The organism is Bradyrhizobium sp. IAR9 (assembly GCF_013408065.1).
Classification (GTDB): Bacteria; Pseudomonadota; Alphaproteobacteria; order Rhizobiales; family Xanthobacteraceae; genus Bradyrhizobium.
The window spans coordinates 263460-284305 of the sequence record NZ_JACBZW010000003.1 but is presented as its reverse complement, the minus strand read 5'-3'; the positions used below and the strand labels follow the sequence as shown (position 1 = coordinate 284305).

Genomic DNA, 20846 nt, shown 5'->3' with positions numbered 1-20846 from the left:
GACGCTCTGCTCTCACCGCCATCTACACCGTCTTCTCCGGCCACCGGCACAGATCGTTGATCAGACAGACCTCGCAGCGCGGCTTGCGTGCGAGGCAAGTATAGCGGCCGTGCAGGATCAGCCAATGATGGGCATGCAGCATGAACTCGGCCGGGATCACCTTTTCGAGACCAAGCTCGACTTCGAGCGGCGTCTTGCCGGGCGCAAGTCCTGTGCGATTGCCGACGCGGAAGACATGCGTGTCGACCGCCATGGTGTGCTCGCCGAAGGCCATGTTGAGCACGACGTTGGCGGTCTTGCGTCCCGCACCGGGCAACGACTCGATCCCGGCGCGCGTGCGCGGCACCTCGCCGCCGAACTCGCTGAGCACCTTGGCCGACAGCGCGATCACGTTCCTGGCCTTGGTGCGGTAGAGGCCGATCGTCTTGATGTACTCGCGTAAAGACTCCTCGCCGAGATCGAGCATCTTCTCCGGAGTGTCGGCGACCTCGAACAAGGCGCGCGTCGCCTTGTTGACGCCGGCGTCGGTTGCCTGGGCCGACAGCACCACGGCGACCAGCAGCGTGAACGGATTGACGTGCTCGAGCTCGCCCTTCGGCTCCGGATTGGCCTTGCGGAAACGGCTGAAGACCTCATGGACCTCGGCCGGCGTCCAGCGCTTGATCGCCTTGAGCGTCTTTTTGGCGGGCGCGTTCGGCTTTGCGACGACCGCCTTTGCCTTCTTCTTCGGCACGGACGCTTTGCGCGGAGCCGGCTTGCGGGTGATTTTCGCCATGATCGGGATATACTGAGGGACGATGAGCACAGGCAACGAAATTGACGGCAGCGGTCCTGATCCGCGCGACGCGCAGATCTTCTCCGCGCGGCTGACGCCGCACCGCTCGCTGAACCGCACCGGCTTCCTCGCCGTGATGCTGTTCCTGAGCGTGGTCAGCTTCGTCACGGGCCTCGCCTTCCTGATGATGGGTGCCTGGCCGGTGTTCGGTTTCTTCGGCCTCGACGTTCTCGTGATCTGGTGGGCCTTCAAGGCCAATTTCCGCGCGGCGCGGGCCAGCGAGGAGATCGTGGTCACGCCGTCGGAGCTGCGCGTGCGCCGCGTCAGCCATCGCGGCCAGGTCTCGGAATGGACATTCAATCCGCTCTGGGTCCGGATCGACCAGGAGGTCGACGAGGAATACGGCATCGAGCACCTCTATCTGATCTCGCGCGGCCGCCGGATTCTCATTGCCGGCTTTCTCGGGCCAGAGGAAAAAGCGAGTTTTTACAATGCCTTGGTCGGCGCCCTGAATGCCGCCCGGCGCGGCCCGACCTACAATCCGGTGACCTGAGCGCAGTCAGAAATCGGGTGGTTTCTCACCCGTCCCTCTCCTACATTTCCAGTCATGATGACACTCGCCATACATGACCAGCGCCTGGCCAGGCCGGGCACCCAGAACGCCGCGCTGCGCGACTATGATTCGGTACGCAGGGCGATCGCCTTCATCTCGGAGAACTGGCGCGCGCAGCCGACCATCGAGGCGATGGCGGATGCGGCCGGGGTCACGCCGGATGAGCTGCACCATCTGTTCCGCCGCTGGGCCTCGATCACGCCGAAGGCTTTCATGCAAGCGCTGACGCTCGATCACGCCAAAGGCCTCTTGCGCGATTCCGCGAGCATTCTCGACGCCGCGCTCGACTCCGGGCTGTCAGGCCCGGGACGGCTGCACGATCTCTTCGTGACCCACGAAGCCATGTCGCCGGGCGAATGGAAGAACGGCGGCGCCGGCCTGACCCTGCGTTACGGCTTTCACCCCTCGCCGTTCGGCACCGCGATCGTGATCGCGACCGACCGCGGCCTGTCGGGGCTTGCCTTCGCCGATCACGGCGAGGAGAAGGTTGCGCTCGCTGACATGACCCGGCGCTGGCCGAACGCCACCTATGTCGAGGATCACGAAGGCACCGCGCCACTCGCCGCACGCATCTTCGATACGAAGCTGTGGCGGCCGGACCAGCCGCTGCGCGTGGTGATGATCGGCACCGATTTCGAGGTGCGGGTGTGGGAGACGCTGCTGAAGATCCCGATGGGACGCGCGGTGTCCTATTCCGACATCGCCTGCAACATCAACAGCCCAAAGGCCTCGCGTGCCGTCGGCGCGGCGGTCGGCAAGAACCCGGTCTCGTTCGTCGTGCCCTGCCATCGCGCGCTCGGCAAGAGCGGCACGCTTACCGGCTATCACTGGGGCATCACCCGCAAACAGGCGATGCTGGGCTGGGAGGCCGGACAGCTGGGGATGCAGTAGGCACCGCAAGCACACTGCCGTAGGGTGGCAAAGCGAAGCGTGCCCACCTTACGTCAGCTATCATGGAAAGATCGTGGGCACGGCGCTGTGCGCCTTTGCCCACCCTACGGGACCGGCCTTAACCCGCCAGATCGAGCTTCGAGGCCACGGTCGAATCCGTGTTGAGGCGGTAGATGATCGGCACACCCGTCGCCAACTCGCGCTTCAAGATGCCTTCGGGCGAGAGCTTTTCCAGCACCATGATCAGCGCGCGCAGCGAATTGCCGTGGGCGGCGACGAGGGTACGCTTGCCGTTGAGCACGCCGGGCAGGATCTCCTGCACGTAATACGGCAGCGCGCGCGCGAGGGTGTCCTTCAGGCTTTCGCCGCCGGGCGGCGGCACGTCGTAGGAGCGGCGCCAGATCAGCACCTGGTCCTCACCCCATTTCTTGCGAGCGTCGTCCTTGTTGAGGCCGGAGAGATCGCCGTAGTCGCGCTCGTTCAACGCGAGGTTCTTCATCGTCGGCAGGCCCTCCTGGCCGAGCTCGCCGAGAATGAGATCGAGCGTGTGCTGCGCGCGCGTGAGCACCGAAGTGTAGGCGACGTCGAACACGAGGCCCTGCGCCTTCAGCTTGCGGCCGGCTTCCGTGGCTTCCTTGACGCCGAGCTCGGTGAGGTCAGGGTCCTTCCAACCCGTGAACAGGTTCTTCAGATTCCATTCGCTCTGGCCGTGGCGCACGAGCACGAGAAGACGTTCGCTCATTGACTGCTTTCCGTTAGGTTCGATTAGATGTCGGACAGGCCGAGCACGTCGGCCATGGAGTAGTGCCCGGGCTTCTTGCCGTGTGCCCAGAGCGCCGCCTTCAGCGCGCCATGGGCGAACAGCATGCGGTCCTCGGCCTGATGCGACAACGTCAGGCGCTCGAACGGGCCGAGGAAGGTGACGCTGTGATCGCCGGCGACGGTGCCGCCGCGCAACGAGGCGAAGCCGATATTGCCCGGCCTGCGCGCGCCGGTGATGCCGTCACGGCCGCGCTCGGAATGGTCATCGAGGGTGACACCGCGACCGCTGGCTGCGGCCTGCCCAAGCATCAGCGCGGTGCCGGACGGCGCATCGACCTTCATGCGATGATGGGTCTCGACGATCTCGATATCAAAACTCTGGTCGAGCGCCTTGGCGACGCGCTTGACCACGGCGGCCAGTAGATTGACGCCGAGGCTCATATTGCCTGATTGCACCACGACGGCGCGGTTGGTGACGCTCTTGATCACGGCGTTGTCGGAGCCGGACAATCCGGTCGTGCCGACGACATGCACGATCCCGCGCTGTGCGGCGATCGCGACATTTGCAATGGTCGCCGCCGGAACGGTGAAGTCGAGGATGCCGTCGGCCTCCTTCGACATCGCCCAGAGGTCAGCGGAGAGCTTGATGTCGTTGGCCGGCAGTCCTGCGAGCACACCGGCATCCTTGCCGAGCAGCTCCGAGCCGGGGGCCTCGAGCGCGCCGGCCAGCACCGCGCCTTTGCTCTCGGCAATCGCCCGCACCAGCGCGCGGCCCATCCGGCCACCGGCTCCAGCAACAATCAGGCGCATGTCGGACATGGTGTGATCCTCTCACGGCCGTTGTAGCGGGGGGACGCAGTTCCGGCAACCGAGGGGCAGGAACGCGCGGCATGCTTGCACCCGCCCCTGGAGGGGTCCGAGACGAGCGTAGCTCGCTCGTGGGCGCTGGGCATGCAGCGAAGCGGAATGCACAGCGGGGTGGGGTGACGGTCTCCCCCCGGCGCACAGTGCCCGAGTGGAGAGATCACCCCACCCCGCTCGCGCTGCGCGCGATCGACCCTCCCCCTCCAGGGGAGGGTAAGAGAGCGCCGCAGTCGAATCTACGAGTCAGACGGCTGCGGGCCGTCATACCCCTCGATGATGATGAGATCGGCGACCGAGTGGGGCTGGCGCACCTTGATGTTGGCCTGGTATTCCGGCGAATTGTAGCAGGCGATCGCGGTCTCGTAGTCCGGGAATTCGATCACGACGTTGCGGGTGCGGCTGGCGCCTTCGACGGTGGTGAACTTGCCGGCGCGGACAACGAAGCGGCCACCCCACTTCTTGAAGATCGGACCATTGGCGACGGCATAGGGCTTGTAGCCCTCGTCACTGCTCACATCGACGCGCCCGATCCAGTAGCCTTTTGCCATTGTTCTTCTCCCTTGTTTGTTGATTAGCCGAGCGCTTGCGCGATCTCGGCCTGGATGGCTTCCGCAATCGCCTTCGGGTCGGCGGCTTCGACGACCGGGCGTCCGACGACGAGATAATCGGCGCCGGCCGCGATCGCGCGGCCCGGCGTCATGATGCGCTTCTGGTCGCCGGTCGCCGAACCGACCGGCCGGATGCCGGGGGTGACGAGATGCATCTGGTGCCCGACGATCTTGCGCAAGGCCCCAACCTCCTCAGGCGAGGACACCAGTCCGTCGATGCCAAGCACCTGGGCCTGCTGCGCGCGGGCCTCGACCAGCTCGGAGACGCCGAGCCGATAGCCGGCCGCGTGCAGATCGTCCTCGTTGTAGGAGGTCAGCACCGTGACGGCGAGGATCTTCAGGCTGGAATTGCCGCGGCCTTCGACGGCGCCCTTCATGGTCTGCGGATAGGCGTGCACGGTGAGGAATGTGGCGCCAAGCCTGGTGATGCTTTCGACGCCTTGCATCACGGTGTTGCCGATGTCGTGCAGCTTGAGATCGAGAAAGACCTTCTTGCCCTTGTCGGCGAGCCTGCCGACCAGCGGCAATCCGCCGGCATAAGCGAGTCGGTAGCCGATCTTGTAGAAGCTGACGCTGTCGCCGAGGCGGTTGATCGTCGCCTCCGCAGCATCGACGCTGGGCAGATCGAGCGCGACGATCAGGCGGTCCTTGGGGGCGATCTCGGCTGGCGTCATGTCACCTCACATCATGCGTTGGGAAATGTCGATCAACTGCGCGACCAGCTCCTTCAACGCAGCGATATCGCCCTCGTTCTTGAGCCTGTCCATATCGTCATAGGCCTGGTCGGCAAAGGCGAGCGTGAGCTGGCTGGCAATCACATTGGCGTGGCAGGAGGTCAGGATCAGCCGCAACGCCTGCAGCGCGCGAGCCGCACCGAGCCGGCTCTGCGAGGCGCCGGCGAGCGCGAAGGCGCGGTTGCGAAACACATCGCCGCGCGCCTCATGCAGATCATGCACGCGGCTGACCCAGTCGATCGCGTTCTTGAGAAGCGGCGGCACCGAAGCATTGTATTCGGGCGAGACGATCAGCACGCCATGATGCGCGCCGATCATGCGCTTGAGGTTGATCGCGTGCTTCGGCAGGCCGGACTTGGCCTGGAGATCGCCGTCATAGATCGGCAGCGGAAAATCGGCGAGCGAGATGCGGGTGACGTCCACGCCGGCCCGGGCGAATTCATAGGCTATGACGGCCGCCAGCTTCGCATTGTGCGAGCCGGTGCGCAGCGAGCCGGGAATGATCAGGATCTTGGGAGCTGACATTCAATCCAATGCGTTCGGCGAAACGAGCCCGCCGCGCAAAGAACCAAGCCGGCGGAATTAGTCCTTGCGATACACCCAGACGCGGGCCGGCGGAAGGTTCATCCAGATCCGTTCCGACGCCTCTGTGGACACGCCGGGCAGCGATTTCGGGATCGGCGGTACCACCGCATAGGTGAACTGGACGAAGGGCGCGCCCGGCGCGAGCGCCGTGAAGGCGTCGCGGATCAGCCGCAGCCGCGTCAGCATCGGTTTTGTCACGAGCGGCAGGCCGGAGACGACCGCGGAGGCCGGCGCGCTCAGGACGTTCCAGAGCGTGTCACGCAGGCGATAGGCGTCGCCCTGCACAACCTTGGCCTGCGGATAGCGGTCGCGCAGCAGCGCGCAGAAGCCGGGATTGTATTCGACGAGGACGAGACGTTTCTGGTCGACGCCGCGTTCGATCAGGGCTGAGGTGATGGCGCCGGTGCCAGGCCCGAGCTCGACCACGGGCGCGTCTGAATCGACATCGACATAATGGGCCATGGTCCGGGCCAGCAGCTTGCCCGACGGCATCACGGCGCCCATGTGCAGGGGCTTTTCGATCCATGATCTGAGAAAGCGCACCTCGTCATCGAGACGAGGCTTCTTCAACGCACGCGCGGACGATGGCAATGGCATGTCAGGACCGGACGGGACCGCGGGACCGCGTGTCAGAAAATGGTCATAAAGACGTATAGGCCGAAAGCGGTATGGTCAAGCCGGGTCAACTCGCCCGATTACCGAAGAAATCCTTGACCTTGGCGAAGAAGCCCTCGGATTCCGGTTGGGTGTTGCCGCTTGACAGCTTTTCGAACTCGGCCAGCAATTCCTGCTGCTTCTTGGTGAGGTTCTGCGGGGTCTCGACCACGACCTGAACATACATGTCGCCCATCTGGCGCGACCGCAGCACCGGCATGCCTTTTGATGCAATGCGGAACCGGCGGTTCGACTGGGTCCCGGCCGGCACCTTCACCTTGGCCTTGCTCTTCTCAATGGTCGGCACCTCGAATTCGCCGCCGAGCGCGGCCGTGACCATCGAAATCGGCACACGGCAATGCAGATCGGCGCCATCGCGCTGGAAGAACTGGTGCTGGGCCAGCGACAGGAAGATATAGAGGTCGCCGGGCGGACCGCCGCGGACCCCGGCCTCGCCCTCGCCGGCGAGCCTGATCCTTGTGCCGTCCTCGACACCCGGGGGAATGTTGACCGAAAGATTCCGCTCGCGGGTGACGCGGCCCTGGCCCGAACAGGACGGGCAGGCATCCTCGATCATCTGGCCGCGGCCCTGGCAGCCCGGACAGGTCCGCTCCAGCGTGAAGAAGCCCTGCGACTGCCGCACGCGGCCGGCGCCGCCGCAGCTCGAACAGGTCTTCGGCTTGGTTCCGGCCTTGGCGCCGATGCCCGAGCAGGCCTCGCAGGTGACCGAGACCGGAATCTCGATCTGCGCGGTCTTGCCGCCGAAGGCCTCCTCGAGCGTGATTTCCATGTTGTAGCGCAGGTCGGCGCCGCGCTCGCGGCCGCCGCGGCCGCGCTGCCCGGCCATGCCGAACAAATCTTCGAAAATGTCGGAGAAGGAAGAGGCAAAGCCCGCGCCGAAGCCGGCGCCGCCGCCGCCCTGCTCGAAAGCGGCATGGCCGTAACGGTCATAAGCGGCGCGCTTGTCCTTGTCCTTCAGGACCTCGTAGGCCTCGTTGATTTCCTTGAACTTGACTTCGCTGGTGTCGTCCCCGGGATTGCGGTCCGGGTGGAACTTCATCGCCAGCTTGCGGAACGACGATTTCAAGACGGATTCGTCGGCATCGCGTTCGACTTCGAGGGTTTCGTAATAGCAGCGCTTGGTGGACGTGGACATGTGGGACTCGGTCTATCCAATCGCGATTCAAGTCGGAGCGAAACGACGTCGCCACACGACGATATAGGCAGCCTTCTGCTTGGCGGCAGAGGGCGGCGTGGCGGCGTTCAGCATAACGGCGGGGAATTGATCGATCGTAACGGGCGACCCGCCCGTCCGTCCCGACACGGCGGCCTCCTCCGCGAAGGAGGAGGCCGGTAGAGCGTGTGGGGTCCAAGCCGTCCGCATCATGACCCTCTTGGGGTTCAGGCGGACTTCTTGTTGTTCTTGTCGTCGTCGACTTCGGTGAATTCCGCGTCGACGACGTCGTCCTTGGCCGCGTCCTTCTTGGCGTCGGCCTCGGCCTGCTGCTTGTACATGGCCTCGCCGAGCTTCATCGAAGCCTGGGCCAGCGTCTGGGTCTTGGCCTTGATCGCCTCGGCATCGTCGCCCTTCAGCGCTTCCTTGAGGTCGCCGACGGCATCCTCGATGGCGCGGCGCTCGGTCTCGCCGACCTTCGAACCGTGCTCGGCCAAAGCCTTCTCGGTCGAATGCACCAGGCCATCCGCCTCGTTCTTGGCGATGACGGCCTCGCGGCGCTTCTTGTCGGCCTCGGCATTGGCCTCGGCGTCCTTGACCATCTTCTCGATGTCGGCTTCCGACAGGCCGCCGGAGGCCTGGATGCGGATCTGCTGCTCCTTGCCGGTGGCCTTGTCCTTGGCCGAGACGTTGACGATGCCGTTGGCGTCGATGTCGAAGGTCACCTCGATCTGCGGCATGCCGCGCGGAGCCGGCGGAATGCCCATCAGGTCGAACTGGCCGAGCATCTTGTTGTCGGCCGCCATTTCACGCTCGCCCTGGAAGACGCGGATGGTGACCGCGTTCTGGTTGTCCTCGGCGGTCGAGAACACCTGGCTCTTCTTGGTCGGGATCGTGGTGTTGCGGTCGATGATGCGGGTGAACACACCGCCCAGCGTCTCGATGCCCAGCGACAGCGGGGTGACGTCGAGCAGCAGCACGTCCTTGACGTCGCCCTGGAGCACGCCGGCCTGGATCGCAGCGCCGATCGCCACGACTTCGTCCGGGTTGACGCCCTTGTGCGGCTCCTTGCCGAACAGCTGCTTCACGACTTCCTGGACCTTCGGCATGCGCGACATGCCGCCGACCAGAACCACTTCGCCGATCTCACCGGCGGTGACGCCGGCGTCCTTCAGCGCCTTGCGGCAGGGCTCGACGGTCTTCTGGACGAGGTCGTCGACCAGCGCCTCGAACTTGGCGCGGGTCAGCTTCATCGTCAGATGCTTCGGGCCGGTCTGGTCCGCGGTGATGAACGGCAGGTTGATCTCGGTCTGCGTCGTCGAGGACAGCTCGATCTTGGCCTTTTCAGCGGCTTCCTTCAGGCGCTGCAACGCGAGCTTGTCGTTGCGCAGGTTGATGCCCTGCTCCTTCTGGAATTCGTCGGCTAGATAGCCGACCAGGCGCATGTCGAAGTCTTCGCCGCCGAGGAAGGTGTCGCCGTTGGTCGACTTTACCTCGAACACGCCGTCGCCGATCTCGAGGATCGAAATATCGAACGTGCCGCCGCCGAGATCGTACACGGCGATCGTGCCGGTCTTGGTCTTGTCGAGGCCATAGGCGAGCGCGGCCGCGGTCGGCTCGTTGATGATGCGCAGCACTTCGAGGCCCGCGATCTTGCCGGCGTCCTTGGTCGCCTGGCGCTGGGCGTCATTGAAGTAGGCGGGAACGGTGATGACGGCCTGATCAACTTTCTGGCCGAGATGGGCTTCCGCGGTCTCCTTCATCTTCTGCAGGATGAACGCCGAGACCTGCGAGGGCGAGTAGGTCTGGCCGTCGGCCTCGACCCAGGCGTCGCCGTTGGAAGCCTTCACGATCTTGTAGGGGACGAGCTTCTTGTCCTTCTCGACCATCGGGTCATCGTAGCGGCGGCCGATGAGGCGCTTCACTGCGAAGAAGGTGCGCTCGGGATTGGTGACGGCCTGGCGCTTGGCCGGCTGGCCGACGAGGCGCTCACCGTCGTCCGTCACGGCGACGATCGAAGGCGTCGTGCGCATGCCTTCGGAATTCTCGATGACTTTGGCGTTCTTGCCATCCATCACGGCGACGCACGAATTCGTGGTGCCGAGGTCGATCCCAATGACCTTTCCCATGGTCCTGATATCCTTGTTTTTGCGGCAGGTTGGCTGGGCCCAGAAGGCACCCGACCGAAACCCCCTAAGATCAAACATCCGCGATATTGCGATGATTGAGGCTCATATAGGAGGGGGGGAGGGGCCCGCAAGGACCGAAGCTACGTTTCTGCCGTGAAAACATTGGGTTTTGGACGATGATATCCGGGCTCAACCGCCCTTGCGGGTGAGGAATTATTAACAGGTTCAGGCTTCAGCAAGCCCCCGCTACCGCAAGTCCGCCCGCCCTGTTGCCGCACGCCCAAACCCGGTAAAAGGCGGACCGGCCGGTCAGCCGCCACAGCTGCTTCGCGCGACAATGCGGCCCGGTGGCCGACCATCGAACGGCCTCAATGTGAACCAATCAGAGTGCCCATGAAGCTGATCCGCCCCCTCGCCGCGCTCGCCCTCCTGATCGCCTCCGCGTTTCCGGCCCTTGCCGCCGATGCCGTGTTTCCGCCCGGCTTGCGCCTCGGCATGGTGCCGCTGGTCGGTCTCAGCACGGCAAAAACCTTTCCGGGCTTCGAGAGCGAGGACGGCAGCGTCAAGGTGTTGATCACCGAGCTGCCGCCGGCGGCCTATGGCGAGGTCGTGAGCGCCTTCAATTCCAATCCGGCCGGCGCCGGCGGCGTCAAGCAGGACAAGATCGAGACGCCGGCGGGCCTCGCCTATTTCACCACCGAAAGCGGCAAGGCCGGCGACACCCCGGTGAAGCGCTATTCGATGATCGTGCCGGGCGCCGGCTTCTCCGGCTATGTCGCGGTGCAGGTCCCGGAGAATGCGACCAAGATCTACACGGATGAAGCGGTGCGGCAGATGTTCGCCAGCACCGTCACCCGCAAGCAGGTCTCGGTCGAGGAGCAGATCGCGCTGATGCCGTTCAGGATCACCGATCTCGCCGAATTCAAGGACATCCGGACCCTCGCGCCGGGCAGCAGCATCATCCTCGCCGACGGCAATGAGAGCGCAGGCTATGAGTCGAAGCCATTCATGATCCTCGGTCTGATCGGCGCCACGCCGCAGCAGGCCGACGACCGCGCCCGCTTCGCCCAGGAGGCGGCGCTGCAGATCCCCGGCGTGCGCGAATCGCGCGTCACCATGTCCGAGCCGATCCGCATCAACGGCCAGCAAGGCTTCGAGACCCGGATCGACGGCGTCAGCGGCAAGGACAAGGTCCCGGTGACCGTGGTGCAGTGGATCCGCTTCTCGAGCGGCGGCGCCTCGCTGCGCATCATCGCCAGCGCGCCGCGCGACCAGTGGCTGGCCGCCTTCACCCGCTTCCGCGCCGTGCGCGACGGGATTCAGCCGAAGGGCTAGGCTACATCTCCGAACGAAATGCGCTCCCTCCCCGCTTGCGGGGGAGGGTTGGGGAGAGGGTGGTTCCGCATAGGGGCACTCCCGATGTGGAGAGAGCCCCCACCCGGCGCTTCGCGCGACCTCCCCCGCAAGCGGGAGAGGTTGCACCGAGCACGCGGCAAGAGCCCACCCCCTCGCCAGTACCGGCCGCATTTTCGGGCTTCTGTTCGTATACGAACGGAACTAGGCTTCGTCTCCGTTGGATCATCCTGGAGGGAGGCGAACGATGCTGGACCGACGACAAATCCTCGCAATGCTTGGGACGACGGCGCTTGCAACGCTGGCTCCAACCGCACTCCTTGCAGCGGCATCGATCAAGCCGGACGATGCCTCCGCGCTGCTCGTGATCGACGTGCAGAACTGCTTCCTGCCGGGCGGCAGCCTCGCCGTGAAGGAAGGCGAGCAGGTGGTGCCCGTCATCAACAAGATCTCGAAGGCGTTTGCCAACGTGGTGATGACGCAGGACTGGCACACGCCGGGCCACATCTCGTTTGCGTCGGTGCATTCCGGCAAGAAGCCGTTCGAGACCGTCGACCTTCCCTACGGCAAGCAGGTGCTGTGGCCCGACCATTGTGTGCAGGGCACCGACGGCGCTTCGCTCTCGAAGGACCTTGCAATCCCGCACGCCGAGCTGATCATCCGCAAGGGCTTTCACAAGGACGTCGACAGCTATTCGGCCTTCCTCGAAGCCGACGGCAAGACCTCGACCGGACTTGCCGGCTATCTCAAGGGGCGCAAGATCAAGCGCGTCTTCGTCGCAGGGCTCGCGACGGATTTCTGCGTTGCCTGGACCGCGCTCGACGCGCGCAAGGCTGGCTTCGAGGTCTATGTGGTGGAAGACGCCTGCCGCGGCATCGACAATCAGGGCTCGCTGGCAAAAGCCTGGGCCGATATGGCCAAGGCCGGCGTGAAGCGGATTCAGTCCGCGGATATCGCGGTGAGCGCGTAGGACTCGCGCGACACTGTCAGACCCTCATCCTGAGGAGCGCGCTTCTTCGCGCGCGTCTCGAAGGATGAAGGCCCCGCCGTTACATCTTGGCCTTCATGGTTCGAGACGCCGCGCAAACGCGCGGCTCCTCACCATGAGGGTCTGAAACTCAATTCGCCGCGCCGCTCGACTCGTTGTTGTTCGCCGCGGCCGCCGCCTTCGCGCCGCCCTTGGCGACACCGACCAGAGCCGGGCGCAGCACGCGCTCGCCGATGGTGTAGCCGGCCTGCATGATCTGCACCACGGTGCCCGACGGCACCGACGCATCGGGCACTTCGTACATCGCCTGGTGGAAGTTCGGGTCGAACTTCTGGCCCTGCGGATCGAGCTTCTTGACGCCGTGCTTTTCCAGCGCGTTGAGCAGCGAACGCTCGGTGAGCTCGACGCCCTCGATCAGCGCGATCAGGCCGGGATCGGCTGCGGCACGGGCCTCGGCCGGGACGGCATCGAGCGCGCGCTGGAGATTGTCGGCGATGTCGAGCACGTCGCGGGCAAAGCCGGTGATGCCGTAGAGCCGGGCGTCGGCGACCTCCTTGGTGGTGCGCTTGCGCAGATTCTCCATCTCGGCCAGCGTCCGCAACATGCGGTCGCGCGCCTCGGCGGCTTCCTTCTGCAACAACTCCACCGAGCCGGGCTCGGGATCGTCGGGCATGATGTAGGGTTTTGACACCACGGGCTCGCCGGTCGCTGCAGTCGTGTCTTCGGGTTGCCGGTCTTGCTCGGTCATCGGCTCTAATCTCGAACTCGTTTCCAGGGATTGTTGGCCCGGATATCGTGCCTAAAGCGCCGAAAATCAAGCGCCCGTGATCGGCGGAAACGCCGGTCAGCCTCCCAAAAGGCGGCTGACGATGCGGGCGGCGTAGTCCACGGTCGGGATCACACGGGCATAATTCAGCCGTGTCGGCCCGATCACGCCCAGAACGCCGACGATATGGCCGGCGGCATCCCGATACGGCGAGATGATGGTGGAGGACCCCGAGAGCGAAAAGAGCTTGTTCTCGCTGCCGATGAAGATGCGCACGCCCTCGGCGGTCTCGGCGCGCCCCAGCAGGTCGATCACGCCGCGCTTGGTCTCGAGATCGTCGAACAGCAGGCGCACCCGTTCCAGATCCTCCAGCGCGTGCAGGTCTTCGAGCAGATTGGCGTGGCCGCGGACGATGAGCTGGCGATCCTCGTTCTCGCCGCCGGACCAGCTGGCGATGCCGGCGGAAATCACCTTCTGTGCAAGCTGATCGAGCTCGGCGCGGGCCTGTCCAAGTGCCGTCTCGAGCTCGAGCCGCGCCTCGGCCAGGGTGCGGCCACGGATGCGCGCATTGAGGAAATTGCCGGCCTCGGTGATTGCCGAGGAGGGAACTCCGGGGGGTAGCGACAGCACGCGGTTTTCAACCTGGCCGTCCTCACCGACCAGGATCACCAGCGCCCTCTCGGGTTCCAGCCGGACGAATTCGATGTGCTTCAGCCGCGCATTGGATTTCGGCGTCAGCACCACCGCGGCGGCCCGCGTGAGGCCGGACAGACGCGTCAGCGCCTGGTCCAGCGCTGCCTCGACCGATTGGGCCTGGCCGACGGAGGTGAGTTGGCTCTGGATCGATTGACGCTCGGCCTCGTTGAGGTCGCCGACCTGCATCAGGGCATCGACAAAGAAACGCAGCCCGAGTTCCGTCGGCAGCCGGCCGGCGGAGGTGTGCGGGGCGTAGATCAGACCGAGCTGTTCCAGATCGGCCATGACGTTGCGGACCGAGGCCGGCGATAGCGGCATGGCGATGAGGCGCGAGATATTGCGCGAGCCCACCGGCTCGCCGGTCGCGAGATAACTTTCGACAATTTGACGAAAGATGTCGCGAGAACGCTCGTTGAGCTGGGCGAGGCCTGCGCGCGGCGCGATCAGATGGATCGGATCGTGATGGGCCACAGACGGTAACTCCTCTCAGATGCTCATAATTTGTCCATCCAGGAGGGTTCTGACAAGCGTCGCGTTTGCAGGGTGGAAAACCGGGGGTGAAAAAGCCTTGTCCTTTCCCCTTGCCGCATACCCTCACCCCACCTACAAGCACCGCGAACAGCCCTATACCGACGAGTTTTGGAGGATTTCCCATGCGGCCAAGCCGCCGTGCGCCCGACGAATTGCGCCCCGTGACGCTGGAGCGCGGCGTGGTCAAATATGCGGAAGGCTCCTGCCTGGTGAAGTTCGGCGACACCCATGTGCTGGTCACCGCCACGCTGGAAGATCGCCTGCCGCCGTGGCTGAAGGGCCAGGGCCGCGGCTGGGTCACCGCTGAATACGGCATGCTGCCGCGCGCGACCTCCGAGCGCACCCGCCGCGAGGCTTCCGCCGGCAAGCAGAGCGGCCGCACCGTCGAGATCCAGCGCCTGATCGGCCGCTCGCTTCGCACCATCGTCGATCTCGAAGCGCTCGGCGAGCGCCAGATCACGGTCGATTGCGACGTGCTCCAGGCCGACGGCGGCACGCGCACGGCCTCGATCACCGGTGCCTGGGTCGCGCTCGCCGATTGCATCAACTGGATGAAGGCGCGCAACATGATCAAGGCCAACGTGATGCGCGACAACGTCGCCGCGATCTCCTGCGGCATCTACAACGGCACGCCGGTGCTCGATCTCGACTACGCCGAGGATTCGGAAGCCCAGACCGACGCCAATTTCGTCATGACCGGCGATGGCCGCATCATCGAGGTGCAGGGCACCGCGGAACGCGAGCCGTTCACGCAGGACGAGTTCCTGAAGCTGATCGCCCTGGCGCAAAAAGGTATCGCGCGTCTCGTGGACTTGCAGAAACTGGCTGTGGCGTAGTCAATAGGCCCATGCACCGCCGAATCACCGGAAAGCTCGTCATCGCCACCCATAATCCCGGCAAGCTGGCCGAGATGAAGGAGCTGCTCGCGCCGTACGGCATCGAGGCGGTGTCGGCCGGTGAGCTCGGCCTCGCCGAACCTGACGAGACCGGCAACGATTTCCGCAGCAATGCCGCGATCAAGGCGATCGCGGCGGCGAAGGCGACCAGGCTTCCCGCCTTCGCCGACGATTCCGGCATCGTGGTCGACGCACTGGATGGTGCGCCCGGCATCTACAGCGCGCGCTGGGCCGGTCCAGGCAAAGACTTCAACGCGGCGATGGCACAGATCGAACGCCTGCTGCAGGAGCGTGGCGCGACGGCCCCGGAGAAGCGCAAGGCGCATTTCGTCTCCGCGCTCTGCGTCGCCTGGCCCGACGATCATCTCGATGAGGTCGAGGCGCGCGTCGACGGCACGCTGGTCTGGCCGCCGCGCGGCACCGCCGGTTTTGGTTACGATCCGATGTTCCTGCCTGACGGATATGATCGCACCTTCGGCGAGATGGAGAGCATCGAGAAGCACGGCCTGCCGCCGCTTGGCCTCGGCCTGTCGCATCGCGCCCGCGCCTTCGTGAAACTGGCGGAGATCTGCCTTGAGCCGCGATAGAGCGTTTTCGAGCGAAGTGGATACCGGTTCGCGCCAGGAAAACGCGTCAAAACAAGAATCCGCAGCCTTCGGCGTCTACGTGCACTGGCCGTTCTGCCTGTCGAAATGCCCCTATTGCGACTTCAACAGCCATGTCCGTCACGCCGCGATCGACGAGGCGCGCTTCGCATCCGCCTTCGCGCGCGAGATCGCGGCCACCGCCGAGCGCTCGCCCGGCCGTGAAGTCACCTCGATCTTTCTCGGCGGCGGCACGCCCTCGCTGATGCAGCCCGCAACCGTCGGCGCGGTGCTCGATGCGATCGGCAAGCACTGGACCGTCGCCGGCGATGTCGAGGTGACGCTGGAGGCGAATCCGACCAGCGTCGAAGCTACCCGCTTTGCCGGCTATCGCGCCGCCGGCGTCAACCGCGTCTCGCTCGGCGTGCAAGCGCTCGATGATGCCTCGCTGAAAGCGCTGGGCCGCCTGCACAGTGCGCGCGAGGCGCTCGATGCGGTCGCGATCGCACGCCGCTCGTTCGACCGTTATTCGTTCGATCTGATCTACGCCCGTCCCGACCAGACGCCGGCGATGTGGGCCGATGAACTGCGTCTCGCCATCGACGAGGCGGCCGAGCATCTGTCGCTCTATCAATTGACGATCGAGGAAGGCACGCCGTTCTTCGGCTTGCACCAGGCCGGCAAATTGAAGACGCCGGACGAAGCGGTCTCGCGCGCGCTCTACGACGTCACGCAGGAGACCTGCGACAAGCTCGGCCTGCCGGCCTACGAGATCTCCAATCACGCGCGGCGCGGCGCCGAGTGCCGGCACAATCTGGTCTACTGGCGCGGTGAGGAATATGCCGGCATCGGTCCCGGCGCGCATGGCCGGCTCGACATCGACGGGGTCAGGCATGCGACCGCCACCGAGAAGCGTCCCGAGGCCTGGCTGATGCGGGTCGAGACCAACGGCCATGGTGTCGTTACCGACGATCTCCTCAACAGCGAAGAGCGCGCCGACGAATTCCTGCTGATGGGATTGCGTCTCGCCGAAGGCATCGACCCCGAGCGCTACAAAGCCCTCTCCGGTCGCCCGCTCGATCCCAAGCGCATCGCGCTGCTGCGCGAGGAAGGCGCGATCACGGTGGATGCGACGGGCCGGCTGCGCGTGACCAGCAGCGGTTTTCCGGTGCTGGATGCGGTGGTCGCGGATCTCGCGGCGTAGCGAGATCTCGTAGGGCGGGCAAAGGCGCACTTGCGCCGTGCCCACCATCTCTCAGCAATTCGCATGAAGTTCGTGGGCACGCTTCGCTTTGCCCACCCTACGGCACCGTCGCCCCGACTACGCCCCAAAACTCTTCGGCGAGCCCGCGACCGCAACGCCGCCGCCGTTCGTCACTTTCATCACCGCAAGCCCGCGCTCATTGGTGCCATCCGCGCGGAAACGGAACAGGCCGTCGATGCCGGCGAAGCCGGACGGATTGGTGAGCACGTCGGGCGAGAAGCGCGTGGTGCCTTGCGTCCGCGCCAGCGCGGCGACCAGAGCGACCGCGTCATAGGCCAGCGTTGCGGTGCGAATCGGCTCAGCGCCGTATTTGGTGCGGTAGCGGCCGGAGAAGGCGCGGAAGCCGGCCGGGTCGGGCGCGGCATAGAGGCCGCCTTGCAGGTTCGCATTGGCATAGACCCGCGGATTGTCCCACAGGCCGGTGCCGAGCAGCTGGATGTTGCGCAAGTTCGCGCCCGCCGCCGTCATCGCATCTGCGACCGTCACCACGGCATCGCCGTCATCGGCAATGAACAACGCATCCGCACTGCCGAGCTGCTGCGCCACGGTGCGTGCCGGTGTGGCGCGATCGGCGCCGTATTTCTCGAACGCGACGATGCGCCCGCCACGCCGCGGCACGGCCGCCTTCACCGCGGCCTCGACGACATTGCCATAGGCATTGTCGGGCACGAGCACGGCGACGGAGCGCTTTCCGATGCTGGCGGAATATTCGACGATGCGGTTGACGTCGGACTCCGGCAGGAAGGAGAGCAGATAGACGCCGCGGCCGGCGATGCTGGAATCGGTCGAGAACGCGATCACCGAGATGCCGCGCGTGCGCGCGACCTGCGCCACCGCCGGCACCGATTGCGCGAACAGCGGTCCCAGAATGATCTCGGCGCCTTCGTCGACGGCCTGCTGCGCGGACGCCTGCGCGCCCTGCGGGCTGCCATTGTCGTCCTTGATCAGCAGCTGGATGTTCGGGTTCTGGAACTCGGCCAGCGCCATCTCGGCGGCGTTGCGCATGGATTGTGCGGCCAAGCCGGCATTGCCGGCGGCCGAGAGCGGCAGGATCACGGCGACCTTCACGCCGCCGGTGCCGGCGGTCGTCGCCTGTTGCGGGGGACCTGCGGGCTGAGCCGGCGGCGTCGAGCTCGAGAACGGGTTGGAGAACTGGCTCAGGCTCTGCTGCACGCCGGCGCAGGCCGACAGCAGGGGCGTGCCGAGCAACAGGCCGAGCGCGCTCCGGCGGGTCGCCCCTGACATCAGGGACCCCGGAACGGGAGATTTTGGATGAAGCGGGCCCACCATTTCAGCTTCTCTTCTGACCCGCCGGCGCCGGCCAGTCACGACATTCTTTCCACGACACAAGCCGCGGATTCAGGCATATTGTCGGCAAATAGTTAACCGAAACAAAAGGATAATAGCCGCTTAACGCGGCCGCCTTGCTGTCCCGGCAGCTGTTTGCCCTCGCTCATTCAGCATCAAGGCGGCGTTTCGGTCGCGAATATGGCGTGAGAGCCCTCACTCCCCCTCGACGTGATCCTGGATCGATCACATTCCCGTCCGTTCCTCGCCCCTCACCTCGGCACGATCTTTTTCGGCGAGCCGGTTCCCAGCCCTGCGGATCGTGCCTAAGTTGCTTTCATTATGCGCGCAAAGCCGGCCCCGATAAATACGCCTGAAGCTCAAGACGCCGCCTCGCGCGGTTTCTCCATCGATGCCCATCGGCTTGCGGCGCCGAAGGCGGCACCGGGCCTCCATCTGGTCGCAACCCCGATCGGCAATCTCGGCGACATCACGCTGCGGGCGCTGCAGACCCTCGCCGGCGTCGACGTCATCGCCTGCGAGGATACCCGCATCACCCGGCGCCTGACCGAGCGCTACGCCATCGCCGCGCAGCTCAAGCAATATCACGAGCACAATGCGGAAGCCGCGCGCCCGAAAATCCTGGAGGCGCTGGGGCAGGGCGGCTCGATTGCGCTGGTCTCCGACGCCGGCACGCCGTTGATCTCCGATCCCGGCTTCAAGCTGGTGCGCGAGGTCTGCGCCGCCGGCCATGCGGTGTATGCCCTGCCCGGCCCGTCCTCGGTGCTGGCGGCGCTGTCGGTCGCGGCACTGCCGACCGACCGCTTCTTTTTCGAAGGCTTTTTGCCGGCGAAATCAGCCGCGCGAAAGGCGCGCTTGACCGAGCTCGCGCGCATCGATGCGACGCTGGTGATGTTCGAGTCCGGCAACCGCGTGCAGGACACGCTCGCAGAGCTCGCCGAGATCATGGGAGCGCGCGAGGCCGCGATCTGCCGCGAGCTGACCAAGCTGCACGAGGAGATTTCGCGCGCACCGTTGAGCCAGCTGGCGCGCGAGGCCGATACGCTGGAGACGCGCGGCGAGTTCGTGCTGGTGATCGCTCCGCCAGCGGCCGACGCCGAAATGCTGACATCGGGTGCGCTGGACGATCTGTTGCGCGAGCAGCTTGCCGCGCACAGCGTCAAGGATGCCGTCGCGCATGCGGTCGCGCTCTCGGGCCGGCCGCGCCGCGAGGTCTATTCCCGCGCGCTCGAGCTCGCCAAAAACTCAAGGGGCGGCGATGGCGAAGACTGAGGTCCCGGTGGAACCGAAGGTCCCCTCGCCCGAGCGCGTCGCCGCGTTTCACACCGGCATCTCCGCGGAGAGCCGCGCAGCGGCCTATCTGATGGCCAAGGGCTACCGCATCCTGGCCAAACGCTACCGCACCCCGCATGGCGAGATCGACATCGTGGCACGCCGCCGCAATCTGATCGCCTTCGTCGAGGTCAAGGCGCGCGCCACGCTGGATGACGCCGCCTTCGCCGTGACGCCGCGCCAGCAGCAGCGCATCATCGCCGCCGCGCAAGGCTGGCTCGTGGCGCATCCCGAGCATGCCGAATTCGAATTGCGATTCGACGCCATGCTGATTGCGCCGCGCTCACTTCCGCGCCATGTGTTGGCGGCATTCGACGCCTCGACCTGAAAGGCAGACCATGAAACTGAACGTCGCCGTCCAGATGGACCCCATCGCCCGCATCAACATCAAGGGCGATTCCACCTTTGCGCTGCTTCTGGAGGCGCAGAAGCGCGGCCACGGCCTGTCCTATTATACGCCCGACAAGCTCTCGATGGTCGGCGAGGAGATCGTAGCGCCGGTTCAGCTCCTGACCGTGCGCGACGAGTCCGGCGACCATTTCACGCTCGGCGAACCCAGGCGCGAGGCGCTGAACGGCTTCGACGTGGTGCTGCTGCGCCAGGACCCGCCGTTCGACCTCGCCTACATCACCTCGACGCATCTTCTGGAGCGCATCCATCCGAAGACGCTGGTGGTCAACGATCCAGCTTCCGTGCGCAACGCGCCGGAAAAGCTGTTCGTGATGAATTTTCCGCAGCTGATGCCGCCGACCCTGATCTCGCGCGACTTAGATGAGATCAACGCCTTCCGCGACAAGCACGGCGCCGTCGTGATGAAGCCGCTGCACGGCCATGGCGGCGCGGCGGTATTCCGCGTGATGCCGCAGGACATGAATTTCGGCTCGCTGTTCGACATGTTCTCGGTGACGTTCCGGGAGCCCTGGGTGATCCAGCAATTCATCCCCGAGGTGAAGCACGGCGACAAGCGCATCATCCTGGTCAACGGCGAGTTCGCTGGCGCGGTGAACCGCGTGCCGGCCACCGACGACCTCCGCTCCAACATGGTGCGCGGCGGCGCGGCGCAGGAGACCGAGCTCACCCCGCGCGAGCGCGAGATCTGCGCCACCGTCGGCCCGGCGCTGCGTGAGCGCGGCCTGCTGTTCGTCGGCATCGACGTCATCAACGGCAACCTCACCGAGATCAACGTGACCTCGCCGACCGGCATCCGCGCGATCGCGCGGCTTGGCGGGCCGGATGTGGCGGCGAAGGTGTGGGACGTGATCGAGCAGAAGCGGGCGAAGTAGCACTCTGCAATGATGACGTTGGGGAGCGCGCGAACTCTCCTCAACGTCGTCCCGGC

General features: G+C 65.4%; 22 protein-coding genes. 10 read left to right on the top strand and 12 right to left on the bottom strand.

The genetic code is table 11. The features are described 5' to 3' along the window. Positions 1–22: 22 nt before the first annotated feature. Entirely contained in the window at positions 23–775 is a 753-nt protein-coding gene (gene nth, locus GGD67_RS10385) for an endonuclease III (RefSeq protein ID WP_179732515.1), read from the bottom strand. A gap of 22 nt (positions 776–797) precedes the next feature. Between nth and GGD67_RS10380 the strand changes: the two genes are divergently transcribed. Further along, the gene (locus GGD67_RS10380; RefSeq protein ID WP_026202939.1) at positions 798–1328 is read left to right on the top strand and encodes a DUF2244 domain-containing protein; all 531 of its coding nucleotides are present in this window, start codon (positions 798–800) and stop codon (positions 1326–1328) included. A 54-nt stretch (positions 1329–1382) separates the two neighbouring features. Further along, positions 1383–2279 carry a methylated-DNA--[protein]-cysteine S-methyltransferase gene (locus GGD67_RS10375; RefSeq protein ID WP_018323490.1) on the top strand — a complete coding sequence of 299 codons (897 nt, stop codon included), beginning with the start codon at positions 1383–1385 and terminating at the stop codon, positions 2277–2279. A gap of 118 nt (positions 2280–2397) precedes the next feature. On the opposite strand, the gene GGD67_RS10370 is transcribed toward GGD67_RS10375, so the two are convergent. From GGD67_RS10370 to dnaK, 8 genes are all read right to left on the bottom strand, one after another. Then, complete coding sequence (locus GGD67_RS10370; RefSeq protein WP_179732513.1) at positions 2398–3021, bottom strand: 2,3-bisphosphoglycerate-dependent phosphoglycerate mutase; 624 nt, start codon at positions 3019–3021, stop codon at positions 2398–2400. Between the two features lie 23 nt (positions 3022–3044). Beyond that, positions 3045–3860 (bottom strand): 4-hydroxy-tetrahydrodipicolinate reductase, encoded by an 816-nt coding sequence (gene dapB, locus GGD67_RS10365; protein ID WP_026202940.1) that lies wholly within the window; start codon positions 3858–3860, stop codon positions 3045–3047. A 281-nt stretch (positions 3861–4141) separates the two neighbouring features. Further along, complete coding sequence (locus tag GGD67_RS10360; protein ID WP_092251380.1) at positions 4142–4453, bottom strand: DUF1330 domain-containing protein; 312 nt, start codon at positions 4451–4453, stop codon at positions 4142–4144. 23 nt (positions 4454–4476) lie between these two features. Beyond that, a complete protein-coding gene (gene pyrF / locus GGD67_RS10355; RefSeq protein ID WP_018323494.1) occupies positions 4477–5187 on the bottom strand; it encodes an orotidine-5'-phosphate decarboxylase in 711 nt (236 codons plus the stop codon). A gap of 6 nt (positions 5188–5193) precedes the next feature. After that, positions 5194–5772 (bottom strand): NADPH-dependent FMN reductase, encoded by a 579-nt coding sequence (locus tag GGD67_RS10350; protein ID WP_018323495.1) that lies wholly within the window; start codon positions 5770–5772, stop codon positions 5194–5196. 57 nt (positions 5773–5829) lie between these two features. Beyond that, complete coding sequence (locus GGD67_RS10345; RefSeq protein ID WP_018323496.1) at positions 5830–6429, bottom strand: class I SAM-dependent methyltransferase; 600 nt, start codon at positions 6427–6429, stop codon at positions 5830–5832. 85 nt (positions 6430–6514) lie between these two features. Continuing rightward, complete coding sequence (dnaJ, locus tag GGD67_RS10340; protein ID WP_018323497.1) at positions 6515–7642, bottom strand: molecular chaperone DnaJ; 1128 nt, start codon at positions 7640–7642, stop codon at positions 6515–6517. Between the two features lie 245 nt (positions 7643–7887). Next, a complete protein-coding gene (gene dnaK, locus GGD67_RS10335; RefSeq protein WP_018323498.1) occupies positions 7888–9789 on the bottom strand; it encodes a molecular chaperone DnaK in 1902 nt (633 codons plus the stop codon). A 393-nt stretch (positions 9790–10182) separates the two neighbouring features. On the opposite strand from dnaK, the gene GGD67_RS10330 reads away from it, so the two are divergent. Both GGD67_RS10330 and pncA read left to right on the top strand, forming a co-directional pair. Continuing rightward, entirely contained in the window at positions 10183–11124 is a 942-nt protein-coding gene (locus tag GGD67_RS10330) for a hypothetical protein (RefSeq protein WP_179732512.1), read from the top strand. Positions 11125–11389: 265 nt separating this feature from the next. Next, positions 11390–12112 (top strand): bifunctional nicotinamidase/pyrazinamidase, encoded by a 723-nt coding sequence (gene pncA / locus GGD67_RS10325; protein WP_179732510.1) that lies wholly within the window; start codon positions 11390–11392, stop codon positions 12110–12112. Between the two features lie 148 nt (positions 12113–12260). Here pncA and grpE read toward each other — a convergent pair whose 3' ends face one another. Together grpE and hrcA are read right to left on the bottom strand one after the other, a co-directional pair. Continuing rightward, positions 12261–12878 (bottom strand): nucleotide exchange factor GrpE, encoded by a 618-nt coding sequence (grpE, locus tag GGD67_RS10320; RefSeq protein WP_018323501.1) that lies wholly within the window; start codon positions 12876–12878, stop codon positions 12261–12263. A gap of 96 nt (positions 12879–12974) precedes the next feature. Further along, complete coding sequence (hrcA, locus tag GGD67_RS10315) at positions 12975–14063, bottom strand: heat-inducible transcriptional repressor HrcA (RefSeq protein ID WP_018323502.1); 1089 nt, start codon at positions 14061–14063, stop codon at positions 12975–12977. Between the two features lie 182 nt (positions 14064–14245). Between hrcA and rph the strand changes: the two genes are divergently transcribed. Genes rph through hemW form a run of 3 tightly spaced genes read left to right on the top strand, consistent with a single transcriptional unit; the run spans position 14246 to position 16807 of the window. Beyond that, positions 14246–14959, top strand: a complete 714-nt coding sequence (rph, locus tag GGD67_RS10310; protein ID WP_018323503.1) for a ribonuclease PH — start codon at positions 14246–14248, stop codon at positions 14957–14959. A gap of 11 nt (positions 14960–14970) precedes the next feature. Further along, entirely contained in the window at positions 14971–15606 is a 636-nt protein-coding gene (gene rdgB / locus GGD67_RS10305) for an RdgB/HAM1 family non-canonical purine NTP pyrophosphatase (RefSeq protein ID WP_179732508.1), read from the top strand. 16 nt (positions 15607–15622) lie between these two features. Beyond that, complete coding sequence (gene hemW / locus GGD67_RS10300) at positions 15623–16807, top strand: radical SAM family heme chaperone HemW (RefSeq protein WP_179733036.1); 1185 nt, start codon at positions 15623–15625, stop codon at positions 16805–16807. 117 nt (positions 16808–16924) lie between these two features. Here the strand turns inward: hemW and GGD67_RS10295 are convergent, their stop codons facing one another. After that, positions 16925–18157, bottom strand: a complete 1233-nt coding sequence (locus GGD67_RS10295; protein WP_177236836.1) for a penicillin-binding protein activator — start codon at positions 18155–18157, stop codon at positions 16925–16927. A 339-nt stretch (positions 18158–18496) separates the two neighbouring features. On the opposite strand from GGD67_RS10295, the gene rsmI reads away from it, so the two are divergent. The 3 genes from rsmI to gshB are packed head-to-tail and all read left to right on the top strand — an operon-like array spanning position 18497 to position 20790. Then, positions 18497–19447, top strand: coding sequence for a 16S rRNA (cytidine(1402)-2'-O)-methyltransferase (gene rsmI / locus GGD67_RS10290; RefSeq protein ID WP_179732506.1), 951 nt, complete (start codon positions 18497–18499; stop codon positions 19445–19447). Then, a complete protein-coding gene (locus GGD67_RS10285) occupies positions 19434–19835 on the top strand; it encodes a YraN family protein (RefSeq protein ID WP_179732504.1) in 402 nt (133 codons plus the stop codon). Before rsmI ends, GGD67_RS10285 begins: the two co-directional genes overlap by 14 nt. A gap of 10 nt (positions 19836–19845) precedes the next feature. After that, positions 19846–20790 (top strand): glutathione synthase, encoded by a 945-nt coding sequence (gene gshB / locus GGD67_RS10280; protein WP_018323509.1) that lies wholly within the window; start codon positions 19846–19848, stop codon positions 20788–20790. The last annotated feature ends 56 nt before the right edge of the window (positions 20791–20846 follow it).